This is a genomic window from Qipengyuania marisflavi, assembly GCF_005884405.1.
In the GTDB taxonomy this organism is placed as follows: domain Bacteria; phylum Pseudomonadota; class Alphaproteobacteria; order Sphingomonadales; family Sphingomonadaceae; genus Qipengyuania; species Qipengyuania marisflavi.
In genome coordinates, this window is the sequence record NZ_VCAO01000003.1 from 192,644 (window position 1) to 211,230 (window position 18,587).

General features: G+C 62.3%; 23 protein-coding genes. 11 read left to right on the forward strand and 12 right to left on the reverse strand.

The window, feature by feature from the left end:
* The 4 genes from FEV51_RS07890 to hemE all read right to left on the reverse strand — a co-directional run bounded on the left by FEV51_RS07890 (nt 1) and on the right by hemE (nt 3,378).
* Nucleotides 1-396 (reverse strand): BLUF domain-containing protein, encoded by a 396-nt coding sequence (locus tag FEV51_RS07890; protein ID WP_138617651.1) that lies wholly within the window; start codon nt 394-396, stop codon nt 1-3.
* Between the two features lie 58 nt (nt 397-454).
* On the reverse strand, nt 455-1,720 hold the full coding sequence (gene rho, locus FEV51_RS07895) for a transcription termination factor Rho (RefSeq protein ID WP_138617653.1): 1,266 nt from the start codon (nt 1,718-1,720) through the stop codon (nt 455-457).
* Between the two features lie 157 nt (nt 1,721-1,877).
* Nucleotides 1,878-2,321, reverse strand: a complete 444-nt coding sequence (locus FEV51_RS07900; RefSeq protein ID WP_138618188.1) for a CopD family protein — start codon at nt 2,319-2,321, stop codon at nt 1,878-1,880.
* Between the two features lie 31 nt (nt 2,322-2,352).
* The gene (gene hemE, locus FEV51_RS07905) at nt 2,353-3,378 is read right to left on the reverse strand and encodes a uroporphyrinogen decarboxylase (protein WP_138617655.1); all 1,026 of its coding nucleotides are present in this window, start codon (nt 3,376-3,378) and stop codon (nt 2,353-2,355) included.
* Between the two features lie 318 nt (nt 3,379-3,696).
* Here hemE and FEV51_RS07910 point away from each other — a divergent pair, with 318 nt between their 5' ends.
* The 9 genes from FEV51_RS07910 (at nt 3,697) to FEV51_RS07950 (ending at nt 9,668) form a co-directional block, all read left to right on the forward strand.
* The gene (locus tag FEV51_RS07910; RefSeq protein WP_138617657.1) at nt 3,697-4,542 is read left to right on the forward strand and encodes a pyruvate, water dikinase regulatory protein; all 846 of its coding nucleotides are present in this window, start codon (nt 3,697-3,699) and stop codon (nt 4,540-4,542) included.
* Nucleotides 4,539-5,147, forward strand: a complete 609-nt coding sequence (locus FEV51_RS07915) for a Maf family protein (protein ID WP_138617659.1) — start codon at nt 4,539-4,541, stop codon at nt 5,145-5,147. The genes FEV51_RS07910 and FEV51_RS07915 overlap by 4 nt, the downstream gene beginning before the upstream one ends.
* A complete protein-coding gene (locus FEV51_RS07920; protein WP_138617661.1) occupies nt 5,144-5,998 on the forward strand; it encodes a shikimate dehydrogenase family protein in 855 nt (284 codons plus the stop codon). The genes FEV51_RS07915 and FEV51_RS07920 overlap by 4 nt, the downstream gene beginning before the upstream one ends.
* Nucleotides 5,995-6,627 carry a dephospho-CoA kinase gene (gene coaE / locus FEV51_RS07925; RefSeq protein ID WP_138617663.1) on the forward strand — a complete coding sequence of 211 codons (633 nt, stop codon included), beginning with the start codon at nt 5,995-5,997 and terminating at the stop codon, nt 6,625-6,627. The genes FEV51_RS07920 and coaE overlap by 4 nt, the downstream gene beginning before the upstream one ends.
* A 46-nt stretch (nt 6,628-6,673) precedes the next feature.
* Nucleotides 6,674-7,363 (forward strand): DNA polymerase III subunit epsilon, encoded by a 690-nt coding sequence (gene dnaQ / locus FEV51_RS07930; RefSeq protein ID WP_138617665.1) that lies wholly within the window; start codon nt 6,674-6,676, stop codon nt 7,361-7,363.
* A 72-nt stretch (nt 7,364-7,435) separates the two neighbouring features.
* The gene (gene hpf / locus FEV51_RS07935) at nt 7,436-7,999 is read left to right on the forward strand and encodes a ribosome hibernation-promoting factor, HPF/YfiA family (protein WP_138617667.1); all 564 of its coding nucleotides are present in this window, start codon (nt 7,436-7,438) and stop codon (nt 7,997-7,999) included.
* 12 nt (nt 8,000-8,011) lie between these two features.
* Nucleotides 8,012-8,485, forward strand: a complete 474-nt coding sequence (locus FEV51_RS07940) for a PaaI family thioesterase (protein WP_138617669.1) — start codon at nt 8,012-8,014, stop codon at nt 8,483-8,485.
* Nucleotides 8,478-8,816, forward strand: coding sequence for a DUF1491 family protein (locus FEV51_RS07945; protein ID WP_281281614.1), 339 nt, complete (start codon nt 8,478-8,480; stop codon nt 8,814-8,816). The genes FEV51_RS07940 and FEV51_RS07945 overlap by 8 nt, the downstream gene beginning before the upstream one ends.
* A gap of 201 nt (nt 8,817-9,017) precedes the next feature.
* The gene (locus FEV51_RS07950) at nt 9,018-9,668 is read left to right on the forward strand and encodes a cell wall hydrolase (protein ID WP_138617673.1); all 651 of its coding nucleotides are present in this window, start codon (nt 9,018-9,020) and stop codon (nt 9,666-9,668) included.
* 18 nt (nt 9,669-9,686) lie between these two features.
* Here the strand turns inward: FEV51_RS07950 and xth are convergent, their stop codons facing one another.
* The 3 genes from xth to FEV51_RS07965 all read right to left on the reverse strand — a co-directional run bounded on the left by xth (nt 9,687) and on the right by FEV51_RS07965 (nt 11,314).
* Nucleotides 9,687-10,460, reverse strand: coding sequence for an exodeoxyribonuclease III (gene xth / locus FEV51_RS07955; protein WP_138617675.1), 774 nt, complete (start codon nt 10,458-10,460; stop codon nt 9,687-9,689).
* A 61-nt stretch (nt 10,461-10,521) separates the two neighbouring features.
* Nucleotides 10,522-10,851 (reverse strand): HesB/IscA family protein, encoded by a 330-nt coding sequence (locus FEV51_RS07960; protein WP_138617677.1) that lies wholly within the window; start codon nt 10,849-10,851, stop codon nt 10,522-10,524.
* Nucleotides 10,852-10,882: 31 nt separating this feature from the next.
* Entirely contained in the window at nt 10,883-11,314 is a 432-nt protein-coding gene (locus FEV51_RS07965) for a CBS domain-containing protein (RefSeq protein WP_138617679.1), read from the reverse strand.
* A 111-nt stretch (nt 11,315-11,425) separates the two neighbouring features.
* Here FEV51_RS07965 and FEV51_RS07970 point away from each other — a divergent pair, with 111 nt between their 5' ends.
* Entirely contained in the window at nt 11,426-11,716 is a 291-nt protein-coding gene (locus tag FEV51_RS07970; RefSeq protein WP_138617681.1) for a hypothetical protein, read from the forward strand.
* Here FEV51_RS07970 and FEV51_RS07975 read toward each other — a convergent pair.
* From FEV51_RS07975 to FEV51_RS07995, 5 genes are read right to left on the reverse strand one after another with little or no spacing between them, the layout of a single operon-like run.
* Entirely contained in the window at nt 11,713-12,117 is a 405-nt protein-coding gene (locus tag FEV51_RS07975) for a (2Fe-2S) ferredoxin domain-containing protein (protein WP_246034494.1), read from the reverse strand. The two genes, FEV51_RS07970 and FEV51_RS07975, sit on opposite strands and share 4 nt — an antisense overlap.
* Complete coding sequence (locus FEV51_RS07980; RefSeq protein ID WP_138617683.1) at nt 12,084-14,228, reverse strand: alpha/beta hydrolase family protein; 2,145 nt, start codon at nt 14,226-14,228, stop codon at nt 12,084-12,086. The genes FEV51_RS07975 and FEV51_RS07980 overlap by 34 nt, the downstream gene beginning before the upstream one ends.
* 46 nt (nt 14,229-14,274) lie before the next feature.
* Nucleotides 14,275-14,787 carry a DUF2497 domain-containing protein gene (locus tag FEV51_RS07985; protein WP_138617685.1) on the reverse strand — a complete coding sequence of 171 codons (513 nt, stop codon included), beginning with the start codon at nt 14,785-14,787 and terminating at the stop codon, nt 14,275-14,277.
* 50 nt (nt 14,788-14,837) lie between these two features.
* Nucleotides 14,838-16,319, reverse strand: a complete 1,482-nt coding sequence (locus FEV51_RS07990) for a TolC family outer membrane protein (protein ID WP_138617687.1) — start codon at nt 16,317-16,319, stop codon at nt 14,838-14,840.
* A complete protein-coding gene (locus FEV51_RS07995) occupies nt 16,319-16,915 on the reverse strand; it encodes a protein-L-isoaspartate O-methyltransferase family protein (RefSeq protein WP_138617689.1) in 597 nt (198 codons plus the stop codon). Before FEV51_RS07995 ends, FEV51_RS07990 begins: the two co-directional genes overlap by 1 nt.
* Before the next feature lie 145 nt (nt 16,916-17,060).
* On the opposite strand from FEV51_RS07995, the gene FEV51_RS08000 reads away from it, so the two are divergent.
* Nucleotides 17,061-18,587 carry a fumarate hydratase gene (locus tag FEV51_RS08000; protein WP_138617691.1) on the forward strand — a complete coding sequence of 509 codons (1,527 nt, stop codon included), beginning with the start codon at nt 17,061-17,063 and terminating at the stop codon, nt 18,585-18,587.

Here is an 18,587-nt window from a genome sequence, read left to right on the forward strand (position 1 = left end):
TCAATCTCCCGCAGAATCCAGCAAAAATGCGCGCACCTCAGCTGGGATCGAGCCATTGCCGACCTCGGCTGCCATCGCCTGATCAAGTGCAGCCACTGCATCTTGTCCGTTCGCCAGCCGTTTCATCCGCCAGCGCGGGAATAATCGCTCGAAAACCGGCTCACGCGACAGTATATTTATTGAATGATGACGCGGATCCTGATGGAGCCGTGCCAGCAAGCTATCAAGATTGCCGCGCGGTCCTTCGACCAATTGCAAAAACTTGCCAGCCCTGAACAACAGGAAACCAGTAATGTCTTCGCCCATATTGTTGCGTGAAGAGGTTTCGATAATTCGAAAAACCTCGTCCGAAGGCAAGTTGGCGACAGCCTCACTGACATAGATGATTCGCTGCATGATATGCCCCTTTGAGACGGAGCTACAGCCTTATCCCTAACAGCAGATGTATGCAGACCTACTGGTTCATCGTCGCAAAGAAGTCTTCGTTGGTCTTGGAATCCTTCATCTTGTCGAGCAGGAATTCCATCGCGTCGATCGTGCCCATCTGCATGAGGATACGGCGCAGGACCCACATTTTGGACAGCTGATCCTTGTCGACCAGCAACTCTTCCTTGCGGGTGCCGCTTTTGCCCACGTCGAGCGCGGGGAAGATGCGTTTGTCGGAGACCTTGCGATCCAGCACGATTTCGCTGTTGCCGGTGCCCTTGAACTCTTCAAAGATAACCTCGTCCATGCGGCTGCCGGTGTCGATCAGCGCGGTGGCGATGATGGACAGCGAACCGCCTTCCTCGATGTTCCGCGCTGCGCCGAAGAAGCGCTTGGGGCGCTGCAGGGCGTTGGCGTCGACACCGCCGGTCAGCACCTTGCCCGATGACGGGACCACAGTGTTGTAGGCGCGGCCCAGGCGGGTGATCGAATCCAGCAGGATCACGACATCCTTTTTGTGTTCGACCAGCCGTTTGGCTTTCTCGATCACCATCTCGGCGACCTGGACGTGCCGTGTGGCGGGTTCGTCGAAGGTTGAGGAGATAACCTCACCCTTCACGCTGCGCTGCATGTCAGTGACTTCTTCTGGGCGTTCGTCGACCAGCAGGACGATCAGGAACACTTCGGGGTGATTGTCAGTGATTGCTTTGGCGATATTCTGCAGCAGCACGGTCTTGCCAGTGCGCGGCGGAGCAACGATCAACGCGCGCTGGCCCTTGCCCTGCGGGCTGATGATATCGATGACACGCGCCGACTTGTCCTTGACCGTCGGGTCGAGGGTATCGAGCGACAGCTTTTCTTCGGGATAGAGCGGCGTGAGATTGTCAAAATTGGTGCGATGGCGCACGGCATCGGGATCGTCGAAATTGACGCTGGCGAGGCTGGTGATCGCAAAATAGCGTTCGCCATCGCGCGGGGCGCGGATTTCACCTTCGACCGTATCGCCAGTGCGCAGGCCCCATTTGCGGACCTGGTTGGGCGAAATATAGATATCGTCAGGCCCGGCGAGATAATTCGCCTCGGGGCTGCGCAGGAAGCCGAAACCGTCCTGCAGCACCTCGATCGTGCCGACGCCCATGATCTTTTCTTCGTATTCTTCGTCTTCGGCCAGCTCGCGCAGGATGCAGAACATCAGATCCTGACGGCGCATGGTGGACGCGCCTTCGACGCCGAGCTCCTCGGCCATCGAAACCAGATCGGCGGGAGTTTTGGCCTTTAATTCTTTGAGATGCATGTGTTTTCTCGAAATATATCATTGATAGCCGGCGGGTCGATGGGCTTGGGGAAAGCAGACCCGGTCGCGCGCTGGGCGGGACCTCTAGCCGGGAAAGAGGCTCAGCAAATAGGTTCGCAGCACACAGCCGTCAATCGCCAATGCGGCAGGACGCGCCTCAGAACGGTTTGACGATCACCAGCACCACGATCAGCGCCAGCATGATGGCCGGGAATTCGCCCCACAATCGCAGCTGTTTTTCATTTAGCGGCCGCGCCCCGCCAGCCATCTTGCGGGCCTTGGCCACCAGCCAGCCGTGATAGCCCGACAGCACGATCACCAGCAGCAGTTTGGCGTGGAACCAACCCTGGTCGAAAGCGCCGATGGTCATGGCCAGCAACAGGCCCAGAACCCATACCACGATGATGCTGGGCGTGAGGATGATTGTGCGCAGCAGGCCGCTGCGTGTGGCCCACAGCGCTTCCTCTTCCGAACCTGGCGGCGCGCTGTGCATATACAGCATCTGGCGTGGCAGCATGAACAGGCCCGCCATCCAGAACACCATGAAAATGATGTGGCCCGCCTTGAGCCAGTAATAGGTCATCGAAAGCACATCCTGCATGGCTGCGATGTAGGCGCTGTCGCTGCCCGCGTCACCCCTGCCAGCCCCGTATACAGGCAATCAGCAGCTCAACATGCGCAATCGGCGTGCGGCGGTCGATCCCATGGCCCAGATTGAAGACATGCGGACGATCCGAAAAGGCTTCCAGAATGGTTCGCGTCCGGCTTTCCAGCCGCTGGCTACCGGACAACAGCAGCAACGGATCCAGATTGCCCTGCACCGGCATATCGGCGGGCAATTCGCGCGCGGCCCAGACTGGATCGATGGTTTCATCGACGCCCACGGCATCAACCCCGGTTTCGCGGGCATAGGCAGGCAATTTCGCGCCCACACCCTTGGGAAAGCCGATGATCGGAGTGCCGGGATGGCGCTGCTTGAGCGCGGCCACAATCCGCGCATTGGGCGCGATGACCCAGCGTTCAAACTCGTCAGGCGCCAGGCTGCCTGCCCAGCTATCAAACAATTGCACCGCTTCTGCGCCCGCTGTGATCTGTCCTGACAGATAGTCCACCGTCAGCGTTTCGATCGCGTCAACGATGGCCTGAAAGGCTTGCGGATCGCGATAGGCCATCGCCCGCGCCTCGTGCTGGTCACGGCTGCCCTCGCCCGCCACCATGTACGTCGCCACGGTCCAGGGACTGCCAGCGAAGCCCAGCATTGTCACTTCAGGCGACAGCCGCGCCCGCACCCGGCGCACGGTTTCGTAAATCGGATCGAAGCGGGTCAAATCGGGCGCCAGCGATTCTAACGCAGCATCGACCAGGCGCGGGGACAGTTTGGGGCCTTCGCCTGCGAGAAATTCCAGATGCTGGCCCAGCGCATGGGGCACGATCAGAATATCGGAAAACAGGATCGCGCCGTCAAAACCAAACCGGTCGATGGGCTGGACCGTAACTTCTGCCGCTGCCTCGCTGTCATAAGCCAGCGCCAGAAAGCCGCCTTTGTGCGCTCGCAGCTCACGATATTCGGGCAAATAGCGCCCTGCCTGACGCATGAGCCAGAGCGGCACGCCAACGCCGCGATTACCGTTCAGAGTGTCGAGAAGAAGACCGGGCATCTCAGAGTCTAATCCAATAATATTAGTATATATAAGTATTGATGTAGTTTGTTGGCCCTGTGGATATCGGGCATAGCGCGCCCCTGCCCGATTTCTCCCGCGATGCAAAGGTTCACTGCGCCATGCGACTCGCCAAAGGCCGTGAGTCGAGTCAGAGTTATGCCCTCTGTCCCCAGCCTGTCGACAAGCCAGCGCGCCTGTCCACAAGTGGGCAGGGCGAAGGCCGGTAGTGGGGAGCGAATCCACCCCCGAACTTGTCGCCAGCTTTCTCCCGTGGTTTATGCCGCGCATTGTCCACAGGCCGGAGTCCTGCCGCACGTGACCTCGATCCACCTGCATCTGTTATCCGATTCCACCGGCGAAACGCTGGAAATGCTGGCCAAGGCGGCGCTGGCGCAATTCGAGAATGCCGACGTTGTCCGGCACTTCTGGCCGATGGTCAGGAGCCGCCAGCACCTTGACCGCATTGTCCCTGAATTCAAGGCCAATCCGGGGTTGGTGCTGTTCACTCTGGTCAATCCGGAAACCCGCGCCCGGCTGGAGGAAAGCTGTGCGCAGCTGGGTCTGCCGGCGGTGCCGATCCTCGACCGGGTAACCGCCGCGCTGGAAAAGGCGCTGGGGCAGGAAGCGCATGGCCGCCCGGGTCGCCAGCACGCGATGGATCAGGCCTATTTCGAACGGGTCGAGGCAATCCAGTTCACTATCGCGCATGATGACGGCATCGGCAGCGAGGATTGGGAAGAGGCCGATATCCTGCTGGCCGGGGTGTCGCGCAGCTCCAAGACGCCGACCAGCATCTATCTGGCCAATCGCGGGTACAAGGTCGCCAATATCCCGCTGGTGGTAGAAAGCCCGCCGCCGCCTGCGCTGTACCGGCTAAAGCATCCACTGGTGGTGGGGCTGACCACAGCGCCGGAGCGGCTGGTGCAAATCCGCCGCAACCGGCTGCTCAGCCTCAATGAGGGCCATCAGACCGCCTATATCGACAATGAGCGGGTGAAGGACGAGGTCGCCTTTGCGCGGCGAATGTTCGCCGACAATGGCTGGGCCGTGATTGATGTTACGCGCCGCTCGATTGAGGAAACTGCTGCTGCGGTGATCCGCCTGCTGGGTGATCGCGGGCGGCACAAGGGTGGTGATTTCGAAGGGGTAAAACCGATATGAGCGGTGATCTTGCCGGATCGGGCATTGTGCTGGCGTCGAACAGCGCCTCACGCAAAGCCATGCTGAGCGCGGCAGGGATCGCGTTCTCGGCAATTGCTGCCGATTTCGATGAGCGCGCTCTGGAAGCCGAAATGGCCGATGCCGAGCCCACCGAAGTGGCGCAGGCTTTGGCAGCGGCCAAGGCGGCGGCGGTCGCGGCGCAGCACCCTGAGCGCCTTGTGTTGGGCAGCGATTCGCTGGTTGAAGTCGGCGGGCAGCGTTTCGATAAGCCAGCTTCGCGCGAAGAGGCCGCCGAACATTTGCGTGCATTTTCTGGCCAGACGATGACCCTGCACAGCGCTGCGGCACTGGCGCAGGGCGAGCGGGTGCTGTGGGTGGGCAATGATTTTGCGCGGCTGCGCGTGCGCGATCTGAGCGAGGAGTTTATCGCCGCCTATCTTGATGCCGAATGGCCCGCCGTGTCGCATTGCGTCGGCGTGTTTCGGATCGAAGGCCCCGGTGTCCAACTGTTCTCCAGCATTGCGGGCGACCAGTTCACCGTGCTGGGGATGCCGCTGCTCCAGGTGCTGGCGGCGCTGCGCGAACATGGCGCGCTGGCCCGGTGAGCGTCTACGCCGAAGTGATCGGCGATCCCATCGCCCAGTCGAAATCCCCCTCGATTCACAATTTCTGGCTGGAGAAGCTGGGGATCGACGCAGCATACCGCGCCAAACTGGTCGCACCCGGTGATCTGGCCGCTTATCTGGCGGCGCGGCGCGGCGATCCCGACTGGAGCGGTTGCAATGTCACCATGCCGCACAAGCAGGCGGTGCTACCGCTGCTCGACCGGGTCGAACCACTGGCGAAGACGGTTGCCGCGGTCAATACCATCACGCGTTTGGCAGATGGCACACTGTTTGGGCGCAACACCGATGTTGAGGGTTTTCTCGAACCACTGCGATCCCGGCTCGCCAGACAGCATTATTTTCGCATGGCGCGGATTATCGGGACTGGCGGCGCGGCCAGGGCGGTTGTGGCTGGGCTGGCGGCAGAGGGGTTCACGCTGGTGGTTGCCGGGCGTGATCCGGCCAAGGCGCGCGCACTGTTGGATGAGCTGGCACCGCAGGGCGAGCACCATGCCGCCCCGCTCGACCATTTTGCCGCTCGCACTGATTTCACCTTCGATGACCGTTCCGGCTGCTGCGATCTGGTGATCAACGCCAGCCCGCTGGGAATGCGCGGTCAGCCAGCGCTGGCATTTGACTGGAGCCATGCCCCGCCCGGCAGTATCGCCTATGATATCGTGACCGATCCGGTGGACACACAATTCCTGCGTGATGCGCGGGAGGCCGGATTTGAGACGATTGGCGGCCTCGCCATGCTCATCGGACAGGCGGCTGCGGCTTTTCAACACTTCTTTGATATCGAGGCACCGCGCGAATTTGATGCCATGCTCAAGGAAAGGCTCGCCCCATGACTCGCCCCATCATTCTTGGCCTGACCGGCTCGATCGGTATGGGCAAATCCACTGTCGCTGCCATGTTCGCTGCGCAGGGTGTGCCGGTCTTCGATGCCGATGCCGAAGTGCGCGCCATGCAGGGACCAGGCGGCGAGCTGCTGCCAGAGATCGAGGCGGCGTTTCCGGGCACGACCGCGCCCGAGGGCGTGCTGCGCGACAAATTGGGCGCAGTGGTCTTTGCCGACCGTGACGAGCTGGCGCGGCTCGAAGTGCTGATTCACCCCGCAGTCGGACGGCGGCGCGAGGCTTTCCTGATCGAACATGCGGCGGCTCCGCTGGCGGTGTTCGATATCCCGCTATTGTTCGAAAAAGGCGGCGCCGAGCGGGTCGATGCAGTGGTGGTGGTGTCCGCTCCCGCCGAAGTGCAGCGCGAGCGGGTTCTGGCGCGCGACGGGATGACGCCGGAGAAGTTCGCGCAGATCCTCGCATTGCAGCTCCCCGATGCGACAAAACGCTCCCGCGCCGACCATGTGATCGATACGGGCGTCTCGCTGGAAGAAACCGAGGCTGCAGTCTCGGCGCTGGTCGCGCGCCTGACCACCCCTCCCGGCGACACAGGCGGTCCGCCATCCTCGCCACTTCGATAGCCGTCACCCCTTGTATTCTGCGGCATCCGGGCCGATAGAAATGGGGATGCGCGAAATCGTATTTGATACTGAAACGACCGGCCTCGATCCCAGGACCGGGGACCGGATGGTCGAAATTGGCTGCATCGAGATGGTCAATCTGGTGCCTACCGGCGAAAGCTACCACGCCTATTTCAATCCGCAGCGCGATATGCCCCCCGGGGCCGAGGCGGTGCACGGGCTGTCCGAGGCGTTTCTGGCCGACAAGCCGCTGTTTCACGAACTGGCCGAAGAATTGCTCGCCTTTATCGGCGATGCACCGCTGGTGGCGCACAATGCCGGTTTCGATTTCGGCTTCCTCAACAATGAGCTGGCGAAGTGCGATCGTGAGGCGGTGTGCACCAGCCGCATGGTCGATACGGTCGCGCTGGCCAAGAAACGCCATCCGGGGGGCAAACTGTCGCTCGACGCGCTGTGCTCGCGCTACGGCATCGATCGCAGCCACCGGGTCAAGCATGGCGCTCTGCTCGATGCGGAATTGCTGGCGCAGGTCTATGTCGAGCTGAAAGGCGGACGGCAGATCGGGCTGGAACTTGCTGCCAAGGCGCAGGCCGCCGCGCAGCAGCCGGAACGCGCCGCCGTGCGCCAGGCCCCTGTGGGGCAGCGCCGCGCACCGCGCCCGCATGCGCCCACGCTGGAGGAAAGTGCACGGCACAAGAAATTTATTGCCGGGATCACTTCCCCGCTCTGGGGATAGGTACTGGTAAGACCCCGGCGGACGGGCCGGGGTTCGGGATCGGCAGGGCCGCTTAAAGGAGAACGAGAAAATATGGATATCCGCGTCTCAGGCCATCAGATGGACACCGGTAGTGCTCTGCAGGAGCACGTCGACGAGCGGCTCAACGCTATCGTCGAGAAATATTTCAATCGCGCGATTTCGTCGCACGTCACGTTCGGCCGTGCAGCGGCCGGCGCCTATAGTTCGGACATCGTCACGCATGTCATGCAGGGCCTGATCCTAAAGGGTCACGGCGAAGCGCATGATGTGCATCAGGCGTTCGACAAGGCGGTCAGCAAGATCGAAAAGCAGCTGCGCCGTTATAAGAGCCGGTTGAAAGACCGGCACGAGCGCCACGCGCATTCCGCGCGCGAGGAAGAGGCGGCCTATACCATCTTTGCCGATGCCGATCCCGAGCAGGAGGTTACCGCCGAAAGCCCGCCGGTGATCGCCGAAACCAGCGCCACGATCCCCGAATGCAGCGTGGCCGATGCGGTAATGCTGCTCGATTTGCAGAGCACCGATGCGCTGTTCTTCAAGAACGCCAAGAGCGAACGCCACAATATGGTCTATCGCCGCCGTGACGGTTCGATCGGCTGGATCGAGCCCCGGTAAGGGAATGCTGTGATGACCGGGGCCGCAACCAGCGGGGCAGAGGGGCATTATCGCGCGCTCGAGAGCCTTTACAGCTCCGCCCCGGTCAACACGCTGTTCGATTCCGCGCTGGCCGTGCTGGAGGATGGCCGCGCGCGGATCACCTTCCAGGTCACGCCCACCTGCTATCACGCCGCCGGTGCGGCGCATGGCACAGTCTATTTCAAAATGCTGGATGACGCCGCCTTTTATGCGGCCAACACGCTGGTCACTGATCGCTTTCTGCTGACGACTTCATTCAACCTCCATTTCACCAAGCCGGTACGCGAAGGGACTGTCGTGGCCGAGGGCCGCTGGGTCAGTGGCCGCCGACGGGTGCTGGTCGCCGAATCGCGGTTGATCGATGAAGAGGGCGAGGAAATTGGCCGGGGGACGGGCACCTTCATGCGGTCGCGAATCGCGCTTTCCAGCCTGTCCGGCTATTCGAACGGCACCCAGAGTGCCTGACGGGCGGCTGCCTGCGCATATTGAAGTTTCTGGAATGCTGCGCGCGGTAGAGGCTGCGGGCGGCTTTGCGACGGTGCTGCGCAAGGGGGAAAAGACCGGCGGCGTCATCCTGGTGTTAACCATGGAATGCGGCAGGGACACGTGCCTTTGGGAGCGGATGCCGCAGCTGGACGGGCGCCGCATCTATTCGATCACTCGGCGGCAAGACGATGAAAATCCACACGAATTTGCCGAATATATGCAGCGCCGCCGGGGTCAGGATCCCGATAGCTGGATAATCGAGCTGGACGTCACGAATCCCGAACGCTTCATCGCAGAGAGCGCCGGTTAACTTGACTTGATTTCAAATGAGACTATTTGGCGGCTCAACTTCGAGTGCGCAGGCGGTTCGGGTCGACAAGGGGTCGCCCGGCTAGCACGCAGACGGGGGGTGGCCGGCAGGCCCGTAACGGACCCAACCCAATGACGCATTGTAACGCGCGCCGGGTCCCAGCCTGTGTCAGTCCGCCAACCGCCGAATTGCTTCGGGATTATGATTCGCAAGACCACTACTTTTACTGCGGCCCTGGCCGCTACATTGATCATTACGCTGGCTGGCTTTGAAAGTTCCGGCGCCAATGCACAGAGCAGCGAAATTGCTGCTCCGACCATCACCACCGAAGCCGTTCTGACTGACGAAGTCGTTCCGGTATTCGTGGAAAGCCCTGTGGTTCAGGAGCTGCCCGAGGCAGCCGAGCCCGAGAGTGCTCCCCCCATTCCCCATGCGGAAACTCTGGCCAAGCTGGTCAAGAGCACCGCGACGCCTGCAACGCTGTCCGAAGAAATGCAGTGCCTGGCCGGCGCGATCTATTTCGAATCGCGCGGCGAGCCGCTGGCCGGACAGCTGGCCGTTGCCAGGGTCATCATCAACCGCGCCGAAGCGCGCCAGTTCCCCTCCAGCTATTGCGGCGTGGTTTACCAGCGTTCGCAGTTCTCCTTTGTGAAGAACGGCCGGATGCCCCGCATCAAGACCGGATCGGCCGCGTGGCGCAAGGCCAAAGCGATCGCCCGCATCGCGCATGAAAATGCGTGGGACAGCGCAGCGCAGGATTCGCTGTATTTCCATGCGAAATATGTGAAGCCGAGCTGGAGCCGCCGCAAAACGGCCCGTGCGACGATCAACACCCACGTTTTCTACAAGTAAGCGTTCAACAAAAAACGATCAGTCAGCGACTGCGACCCATACGGGTGCGTGGTCGCTGGCTTTTTCGCGCCCGCGGTGTTCCTTGTCGACCCCGGCGCCGGTCATCCGGTCAGCCAGTTCTGGCGACAGCAGCAGGTGGTCGATCCGAAACCCGTGATCGCGCTGCCAGGCTCCGGCCTGATAATCCCAATAGGTCCACACGCCGCCGCGCGGATTGAGCGTGCCCAGGGCATCGGTCCAGCCATCGGCCAGCACGCGGGAATAGGCATCGCGTGACTGCGGTTGCATCAATGCATCGCTGGCCATGGCACGCGGCGCCCAGACGTCTTTGTCGTCGGGGATAACATTGTAATCGCCGACCAGCGCGGTAGGGATTTCCTGCGCCCACAAGGTTGCCGCATGCGCCCGCAGCCGTTCCATCCAGCGCAGTTTGTAATCGAATTTCGGGCCGGGCAGCGGATTGCCATTGGGCAGATAGATACAGCCCACACGCACCCCGTTCACCTCGGCTTCGAGATAGCGTGAGTGATCGTCTTCCGGCTCGCCGGGCAAGCCCCGCTGTGTTTCGACGGGTTTCACCCCGTCAGCCAGTATCGCGACGCCGTTGAAGCTTTTCTGGCCATGCCAGATGGCGTGATATCCGATCTTCTCGAATTCGTCGGCGGGAAAGCCTTCGTCCTGCGTCTTGATTTCCTGCAGGCAGGCGACGGTAGGCCGGGTTTCCTCGAGCCATTCGAGCAGGCGCGGCAGGCGCGCCTTGATGCCGTTGATGTTGAAGCTGGCGATACGCATAGGCAGACTGTGCCCGAATGCTGCGGCTGGGTCTAACCCAAATCAGCCCATATAAGGCGTGTCAGATCCCGAAACTGGACCCGCAGCCACAGCCCGCAGCGGCCTGAGGGTTCTCTACCTTGAACGCAGCGCCGCCCAGTGATTCGACAAAATCGACCTTGCTGCCAGCCACCAGATCAAGGCTGACCGGATCGACCACCAGCCTAACGCCGCCGGTCTCGCTGACCGAATCGCCGTCCTCCGGGGCGTCCGCCAGGCCAAAGCGGTATTGGAAGCCCGAACATCCGCCGCCTTCCACTGACAGGCGCAGGATCGCAGGCTTGGCCTGCTTTTGCGCAATCGCGGCAACGCGGGCGGCAGCGGATTCGGTCAGAGTGAGCATGGTGGCCATGCACCCGATGTAGGGTGCGCGAGGCCCGGCCTCAAGCGGTCTGGATATATTCGCGCATCGCCTGCGCTTCATGCTCGATCTGCTCGAGCCGGGTTTTGACCAGATCACCTATGGAAATGAAGCCGCACATCGTGTCGCCATCCACCACCGGAAGGTGGCGAATCCGCCGCTTGGTCATCAGCGACAGCGCCTGTAGCAAACTGGTATCACGGGCAATAGTGATTGGCGGAGAGGTCATGACATTGCCGACCGGCCCATCGAGGCACCCCGCGCCCTTGGCCGCCAGACAGTAAATCACGTCACGCTCGGAAAATATCCCGACCACCCGGCCGCCCTCCATGATGGGCAGCGCGCCGATGCGTTTTTCAGCCAGCAGCGTCACCGCATCGCGCATGGCGGTGTCCACGGTGCAGGAAACAATATCCGCAGCCGCAAAGCCTTCGATCAAATTGCCAACATTCATCCTGTTCTCCACCGCTTTTCCGCCAGGCAGGATGCCATCAATGCGGCGGAAAAGCGAATCTCCGTGCTGCTTTGCGTTGAATGCGCGCGGCTGACACGCCAAGGAGAGGGCATGACGCGCAAATCCCCGCTTGATGATCCTGAAACCGCTGCTTTTGCCTGGGCGCGGTTCCGCCGCCTGATGCGTTTCATGATGCTGCTGACCATCGGGGTTGTCGCCATCGCCATGGCGCTGCTGTGGAAGCAGGGCAATGTGGTGTCAGTGCACTTCTACATCGCCGCCGCGCTGGGGCTGGGCGTCTCGATGCTGCTGACCGCGGCGCTGATGGGGCTGGTGTTCCTGTCATCGGGGACGGGGCATGACAATGCGATCGAGGACCGGCCTTCCGACCGCGAGGATTAAGCAGGCGGGTCCCCGCGCAGGCGAAATTCCTCCACCGGCACGCCGCCGATCAAATGCCGCTGGATGATCGCCTCCAGCACTTCCGGCGCACAGGAATGGTACCAGACATTGTCCGGCCAGACGACCGCGACCGGGCCGTTGGCGCAGATCTGTAGGCAATCCGCCTTGGCCCGCTGCACCTTGCCCGGACCGATCAACTGCAATTCCTTGAGCCGCCGCTTGAGATAGGTCCAGGCCGCCTTGCCATCCTCGCGCGAACAGCACTTCTGCTTCTCGCTCAGCGCGCACAGGAAAATCTGCCGCGTCACCGTCTCGCCGCCTATCTTGCCTAGCGCGGCGCGGGCCTTCGCCAGATCATCATCGCCGCTCATTCGGCGGGTTTCAGCCAGCGGTCGAGCCATGAAAACACTGTCTGGTGCCATTGCAGCGAGTTCTTAGGGCTGAGCACCCAATGGTTCTCGCCCGGAAACACCAGCAGCTGGCTGGGAATGCGCTTTTCCTGAAGCACGGTGAAGGATGCCAGCCCCTGAGTGTAGGGAACGCGGAAGTCCTTCTCGCCAGTCACCACCAGCATCGGCGTTTTCCACGCGTCGATGTGATTGACCGGGTTCCACTTCTCATACTCGGCTGCTGCCTCGGCATAACCGCCGCCAAAGTCCCAGCGCGGGAACCACAATTCCTCGGTGGTGAAATAGAAGCTGCGCATGTCGAACAACCCGTCATGCTGGATCAGGCAGCGGAACCGGTCGGGCCATTTGCCCGCAATCCAGTTCATCATATAGCCGCCATAGCTGGCGCCCATCGCGCAGGCACGATCACCGTCGATAGACGAATCCTGCGCCAATGCAGCGGCGAGGCCTTTCTGCAAATCCTCCAGCGGCTTGCCGCCCCAATCGCGGTTGATCGCATCGGTAAAGGCCTGCCCGTATCCTGTGCTGCCGTGGAAATCGACCGAGATCACAGCATAGCCCTGGCTCGCCAGAACGCGCGGGTTCCAGCGGGTTGACCAGCCATCGTTGAACGATCCCTGCGGGCCGCCGTGAACGTACAGGATCGCCGGGAGTTTGCCGGTGTGCGCCTCGGGCTTGTGAATCTGGCCCCACACAGTGTCGCCATTGGCGCCTGCGAAGCTGAAGCGCGTGGTCATGACCGAAGCAAGCTTGCCCATCCGGCTGACTGCAATGTCAGTCAGCGGTTCGGCCTGCTGCCAGCCTTCGGACAGATACAGTTCGGCTGGCCCGCCCACCGAATCGCGGGTGAACAGCAGTCGTTCGCTGTGCAGCGGAGTGACATTGCCGATATGCGCTTCATTGCCCGCCATCAGGTCGAGCCGCTCGACCGCGCCGCTACGCGGATCGATGCGGAATGCCGGGGTGTCGAGCACGTCCTGCGCCGTGGCGATCAGCCAGCGGCTGTCGGGGGTCCAGGCGAGCGAGCCGACCGAACGGTCCCAATCCTGCGTCAGGGCAGTGGTCTTGCCGCTGCGCAGATCGCGCAGCATGACCACTTGACGGTCCGCCTCATAAGTTGGCCGTGCCATCGCCACATAGGCCAGGAACTGGCCATCGGGCGACGGGGTGGGCAGCGCATCAAGCGCTTCATTGGCGGCGGTCAGATTGGTGGGGGCGCTGCCGGTCAGATCGGACCACCAGATGTCCAGATTGGTCGAATATGGCTCATCCGCACCGGCTTCACGCGCGGTGAAGTACACACTCTTGCCATCGGGTGCCCAGGCGATGTCCTCACCTCCGCCAAAGGGCTGGGTGGGGGTATCGCCGGTGGGCGCGCCGTCACCGGCTGGGCCGTCGAGTGCGACACCCGGTCCCTGCGCGGTGCCATCCTGAAGCGCAAAGGCGAACACGCGGCTATGCGTACCGGGGGTTTCCCAGCCGTCCCAGTGCCGCACAAAACCGCCGCTGCCATCGAACAGCCGCCCGTCGCCGGGGCCGGGCAGATACGCTTTGGCGCTGTCATCGCAGTCCAATCGGATGCAGCTGCGCGGCAATTCTGCCCATACTGCGATATGCCCGCCGTCGCGCGCAACGGTGTAACCGTTCACACCGCGCGCAAAATCGGTAACTTGTTTGATGCCGCTGACGCTGCCGTCGGGATCGACGCGGGCGCGCCAGACCTGACTAGTGGCGTCCTTGCCAGCTGCCGGGGTGGCATCATCCGCAAGGTAATAGAGCCAACCATCGCCGCCGAACGCGGCGTCGCTGGCGCCCTTGAGGGCGGTCAGCTCGACTGCCGGAGTGCCCTGAGTGTCGAGCGGGCGCAGATACAGCGCGGTGCTGCGCTTGAAACTGTCGGGATCGGTGGTGGTGACAGGATAAATCGCGATGCGCCCATCGGCATCCACCGCGGGACCGCCCAGTCGCGGCATGGTGACCAGATCTTCGGCGCTCATCGCCGGACGCTCCTGCGCGGCGAGCGGTGCGGGCACCATAAGCGATGCGAGGGAGAGGCCGATAAGGCGGGCGAGCGGGCGCGAAACCCATTTTCGTGCAGTCATGGGTGGAGGGTCTAGCCCTCGCGCCGCCCGATGATAAGGGGCAAAATCAGCTGCGCTTGCCAGCGATCCGCGTGATTTCCGCCTTCACCAGCTCTTCGACCATGCCGGGCAGGTTCTCGTCCAGCCATGCGGCCAGCATCGGGCGCAGCAATTCGCGTGTCAGCCCTTCGAGCGACGTTTCGCCGGAACGCACGATTTGCGGCTGTTTGCCGGGCTTGGACAGCATCGCCAGCGCGGCGAAGTTTTGCTGCATGGCCGTGCGCGTATCGGCGCGGACCAGTGGATCGTCGGCAGAGTCGCCGTCCTGCATGTCGCTATCACCGGAATCGCCAGGGCGATCATCAGCCTGCACCATTTCGGATTCGTCCAGCTCGAGAACTTCGGCAGCCTCTTCCGCATCGGCGGGTTCGGCGCGTTCGCCATCATCCGCGCCCACCATGTCAGAACCCAGCGTGCGACGGCGACGCTCGGCAATCGCGTCATCACGATTGTCGCGGGCAATCACCTTCTTGATCGAGTCGAGAATCTCTTCGACCGAGGGTTCACCTGGCTGGTGCATGGAAATCTTCCCCTGTTGGCGAATCGCATTCTAGCCGATTCGGCGCAGGCTTACATAGAAGTTTTGGGTCCGTATGTCTCCGCAGGCGGAATTTCGGCATCCGCTGCAGACACATCGACCGTGCGCGTCGCCTGCGCCTCGGGGTCCGGATCGCGGTCCCAATCGAACCATTTGCCATTTACGCGGTCGTAATTGGTGATCGGATCATACAGCAGTCCCTCGTCGACCAGACCCAGATCGCGCGCCTCGGCACGGCCCATCGCCGCGAGCAGCGAAAAACCGGCGACGTATGCGTTGCGGCGCGCGGTCACGAGCTGGACCCGCGAACGGAGCAATTCCTGTTCGGCGTTGAGCACGTCGAGAATGGTGCGATTGCCGATCGAGTTTTCGGCGCGGACGCCCTCAAGGCTAAGCTCGCTGGCGGCGACGGCGCTCTGGCTGCTTTCGATAATGGCCAGCGATGCCTGCCAGCTCGACCATGCCGAGCGCACTTGCGCGATTGCATCGCGTTCCGCAGCGATGACGTTTTCCAGCGCTGCGGCAGAACGCGCCTGCGCCTGCCGTTCGAGAGCGGCAGGAAGGCCGCCCTGAAACAGCGGGACGCGCAGCGAAACCCCGGCCTGAGCTGCGCCGCTGCTCTGCGGCAGGACGACATTCGGCACATTGCTGCGCAGCGAGCTGAGCGTGTTCTGGTAATCGTATCCGGCGAACACTGACACGCGCGGCAGGCGCGCCGATCCGGCGACGTCGATGTCATAGCCCGATGCCTCGGCCCGCTCTTTCGCGGCGATCAGATCGGGATTGTTGGCCAGAGCGATATCGACTGCGGTGCCGACATCCTGCGGCAGACCGGGCAGCGGTGGTGGCGGCTGGAGATTGTCAGGCGCATCGCCGACCAGCTGGATATAGGTTTCACGGGCGGCGATCAAATTGGCTTGCGCACTGCGCAAATCGCCCTGCGCCAGCGCCAGCCGCGATTGCGACTGCGCCACATCGGTGCGGGTAAGGTCGCCAATTTCGAACCGGTCGCCAGTCGCCTGAAAGTTCACGCCAAGCACATCGACCTGATTGGCCGAGAGCCCAACCAGTGCCTGACCGCGCAGCACATCCATATATGCAGCCACGACGCGCGTGAAAATTGCGCTTTCGGTAGCGCGCAAATCGGCGCGGCCCGCTGCGACACGGTTTTCAGCAGCGCGGATCGAGTTTTTGACAGCTCCCCCCTGATACAGCGGCACACCCAGATCCAGCCCGCCCGAAAACAGCCGATCCGGGCCATTCGCCGAAGCACCAGTCAGAAATTCGGTATAAGCGCCGGTGGCGGCAACATTGGGCCGGCCTGACGCCTTTTCGACCGCAACGGTTTCGTCAGTCGCACGCTGTCCCGCACGCGCAGCGGCCAGTGTGGGGTTGTTGAGATAGGCTTCGGTCAGCGCTTCCTGCAGCGTATCGGCAGCTGCGGGCACGGCAAATGCCAGCGCCACAAGGCTCGACCCGATCGCCAGCGCTGCCGAAAACCTTTTGCGCCGCATCAGAAACTCCAGGACGGTGGACGGTCGAACTGGCCAAGCCGGGGAATGCCCATTTCAGCCAGCGGCAGCAGTGCCAGCGCGCCGCCTGCCTTGCGCCCGGTGGCAAGCCGCGTCACGCCGCGCTCGACCAGTCCAGTAACAATGCGTCCGCCCTCAGCCACCAGCTTGGCCATTGCAGCGGGCAAATGCTCGACCGCGCCATCAACCAGGATCAGATCATATTCGCCGCGATGTTTGCCTGCCACCGCCTGTTCGGGCGTAAGTGTGGCGAGCGATTGGGCCAGCGGAGTGACCAGCGCTGGCAAATATCCGCTGCCGCCGTCGATCACCAGCACGCGGTCCGTCATCGAGGGATGCGCCTCGGCCAGCATCGCCCCGTGGAACAGCGGCGCGGCAAGGAAGCGGCCTTCGCCGAGCCGCATCGCACGGTCGGCATAGGCACTGCTTCGCAGCGTATCAGGCACGAAATCCTCACGCGGGACAGTGCCCATGCGTTCGAGCACGAAAGCCTCGGTCACGCCGCTGGGGCGCAATTGGCTGTCGATCATCGCGCGGCGCGCGGCAGTCATGTCGGGAAGGGTCTGTGTAATCGTCATGTCCGCCAACTGTATTACAGTTCTAACACGCTTCTGCAAGCCATGATGCTTTAAGCACAACACCGCTTGCATCCAAGCGCTTTGACCACTGCCCCGAAACACGCTTAGGGAAGAGCGCAAATCTGCAACAAGGGATTACGCAGCGATGAGCGACATGGTGGTGATCGAAGAAGACGCGCTGATCGAGAGCGTGGCGGATGCGTTGCAATACATCTCCTATTACCACCCGATGGATTACATCCGCGCGCTGGGCGAGGCTTACGAGGCTGAACAAGGCCCCGCTGCCAAGGATGCGATTGCGCAGATCCTGACCAACAGCCGCATGTGCGCCGAAGGGCACCGTCCGATTTGCCAGGACACCGGCATCGTCAATGTCTTCGTCAAATGGGGGCAGAATTGCCGGCTGGACTCGGACCGCGCCTTGCAGGAAGTGATCGATGAGGGTGTGCGCCGCGCCTACAACCATCCCGACAACAAGCTGCGCGCCTCGATCCTCGCCGACCCCGCCTTCACCCGCCGCAATACACGCGACAACACGCCCAGCGTGCTGTCGGTGGAAATGGTGCATGGCGATACGGTATCGATCGATGTCGCAGCCAAGGGTGGCGGGTCGGAGAACAAATCCAAGTTCAAGATGATGAACCCCAGCGACAATATCGTCGACTGGGTGCTCGAACAGATCCCGTCGATGGGGGCGGGCTGGTGTCCGCCGGGGATGCTGGGCATCGGGATTGGCGGAACTGCCGAACATTGCATGAAGCTGGCCAAGCTCAGCCTGATGGACCCGATCGATATGGGCCAGCTGAAGGCGCGCGGGCCGCAAAACGATATCGAGCAGCTGCGCATCGACATTTTCGACGCGGTCAACGCGATGGGCGTGGGCGCACAGGGGCTGGGCGGCCTATCGACGGTGCTCGACGTCAAGATTTTCGACGCACCCTGCCATGCGGCGGGCAAGCCGGTGGGGATGATCCCCAATTGCGCCGCCACCCGCCACGCGCATTTCACGCTCGACGGATCGGGGCCTGCCTATCTGGAGCCCCCCAAGCTGGCGGATTATCCGCAAGTCACATGGCAGCCCGATGCTGCTGCCAAGCGGGTCGATCTCGACAATCTGACGGCGGAGGAAGTGGCCAGCTGGGAAGATGGCGACCGCCTGCTGCTGTCGGGCAAGATGCTGACCGGGCGCGATGCTGCGCACAAGCGGATCAAGGATATGATGGCGCGCGGTGAGGAATTGCCGGTCAATTTCAAGGGCCGCGCGATTTATTACGTGGGTCCGGTCGATCCGGTGATGGGCGAAGTGGTCGGCCCCGCCGGCCCCACCACCGCCACCCGCATGGACGTGTTCACCGAGATGATGCTCGACCTTGGCCTGCTGGCAATGATCGGCAAGGCGGAGCGCGGGCACGATGCGGTTGAGGTCATCAGCCGCTTCAAGGTCGCTTATCTGATGGCGACCGGCGGTGCGGCCTATCTGGTCAGCCGCGCGATCAAGGGCGCCCAGGTGGTGGCGTTTGAAGATCTGGGCATGGAGGCGATCTACGAATTCACCGTTGAGGATATGCCCGTGACCGTGGCAGTCGATGCGCGGGGCAACAATGTCCACACGCTGGCTCCCGCAAAATGGCGCAAGAAAATCGCCGAGGAACATTTGCTGCCGGGAACCTGA

What these genes read in the sequence shown, in the direction of transcription:
- FEV51_RS07900 (WP_138618188.1), bottom strand. Translation starts at nt 2,321, where the DNA reads ATGCAGGATGTGCTTTCGATGACCTATTACTGGCTCAAGGCGGGCCAC.
- coaE (WP_138617663.1), top strand. Translation starts at nt 5,995, where the DNA reads ATGACTCGCCCCATCATTCTTGGCCTGACCGGCTCGATCGGTATGGGC.
- FEV51_RS07960 (WP_138617677.1), bottom strand. Translation starts at nt 10,851, where the DNA reads ATGGCCACCATGCTCACTCTGACCGAATCCGCTGCCGCCCGCGTTGCC.
- FEV51_RS07890 (WP_138617651.1), bottom strand. Translation starts at nt 396, where the DNA reads ATGCAGCGAATCATCTATGTCAGTGAGGCTGTCGCCAACTTGCCTTCG.
- rho (WP_138617653.1), bottom strand. Translation starts at nt 1,720, where the DNA reads ATGCATCTCAAAGAATTAAAGGCCAAAACTCCCGCCGATCTGGTTTCG.
- dnaQ (WP_138617665.1), top strand. Translation starts at nt 6,674, where the DNA reads ATGCGCGAAATCGTATTTGATACTGAAACGACCGGCCTCGATCCCAGG.
- hpf (WP_138617667.1), top strand. Translation starts at nt 7,436, where the DNA reads ATGGATATCCGCGTCTCAGGCCATCAGATGGACACCGGTAGTGCTCTG.
- FEV51_RS07940 (WP_138617669.1), top strand. Translation starts at nt 8,012, where the DNA reads ATGACCGGGGCCGCAACCAGCGGGGCAGAGGGGCATTATCGCGCGCTC.
- hemE (WP_138617655.1), bottom strand. Translation starts at nt 3,378, where the DNA reads ATGCCCGGTCTTCTTCTCGACACTCTGAACGGTAATCGCGGCGTTGGC.
- FEV51_RS07965 (WP_138617679.1), bottom strand. Translation starts at nt 11,314, where the DNA reads ATGAATGTTGGCAATTTGATCGAAGGCTTTGCGGCTGCGGATATTGTT.
- FEV51_RS07915 (WP_138617659.1), top strand. Translation starts at nt 4,539, where the DNA reads ATGAGCGGTGATCTTGCCGGATCGGGCATTGTGCTGGCGTCGAACAGC.
- FEV51_RS07970 (WP_138617681.1), top strand. Translation starts at nt 11,426, where the DNA reads ATGACGCGCAAATCCCCGCTTGATGATCCTGAAACCGCTGCTTTTGCC.
- FEV51_RS07985 (WP_138617685.1), bottom strand. Translation starts at nt 14,787, where the DNA reads ATGCACCAGCCAGGTGAACCCTCGGTCGAAGAGATTCTCGACTCGATC.
- FEV51_RS07975 (WP_246034494.1), bottom strand. Translation starts at nt 12,117, where the DNA reads ATGGCTCGACCGCTGGCTGAAACCCGCCGAATGAGCGGCGATGATGAT.
- xth (WP_138617675.1), bottom strand. Translation starts at nt 10,460, where the DNA reads ATGCGTATCGCCAGCTTCAACATCAACGGCATCAAGGCGCGCCTGCCG.
- FEV51_RS07995 (WP_138617689.1), bottom strand. Translation starts at nt 16,915, where the DNA reads ATGACGATTACACAGACCCTTCCCGACATGACTGCCGCGCGCCGCGCG.
- FEV51_RS08000 (WP_138617691.1), top strand. Translation starts at nt 17,061, where the DNA reads ATGAGCGACATGGTGGTGATCGAAGAAGACGCGCTGATCGAGAGCGTG.
- FEV51_RS07990 (WP_138617687.1), bottom strand. Translation starts at nt 16,319, where the DNA reads ATGCGGCGCAAAAGGTTTTCGGCAGCGCTGGCGATCGGGTCGAGCCTT.
- FEV51_RS07980 (WP_138617683.1), bottom strand. Translation starts at nt 14,228, where the DNA reads ATGACTGCACGAAAATGGGTTTCGCGCCCGCTCGCCCGCCTTATCGGC.
- FEV51_RS07950 (WP_138617673.1), top strand. Translation starts at nt 9,018, where the DNA reads ATGATTCGCAAGACCACTACTTTTACTGCGGCCCTGGCCGCTACATTG.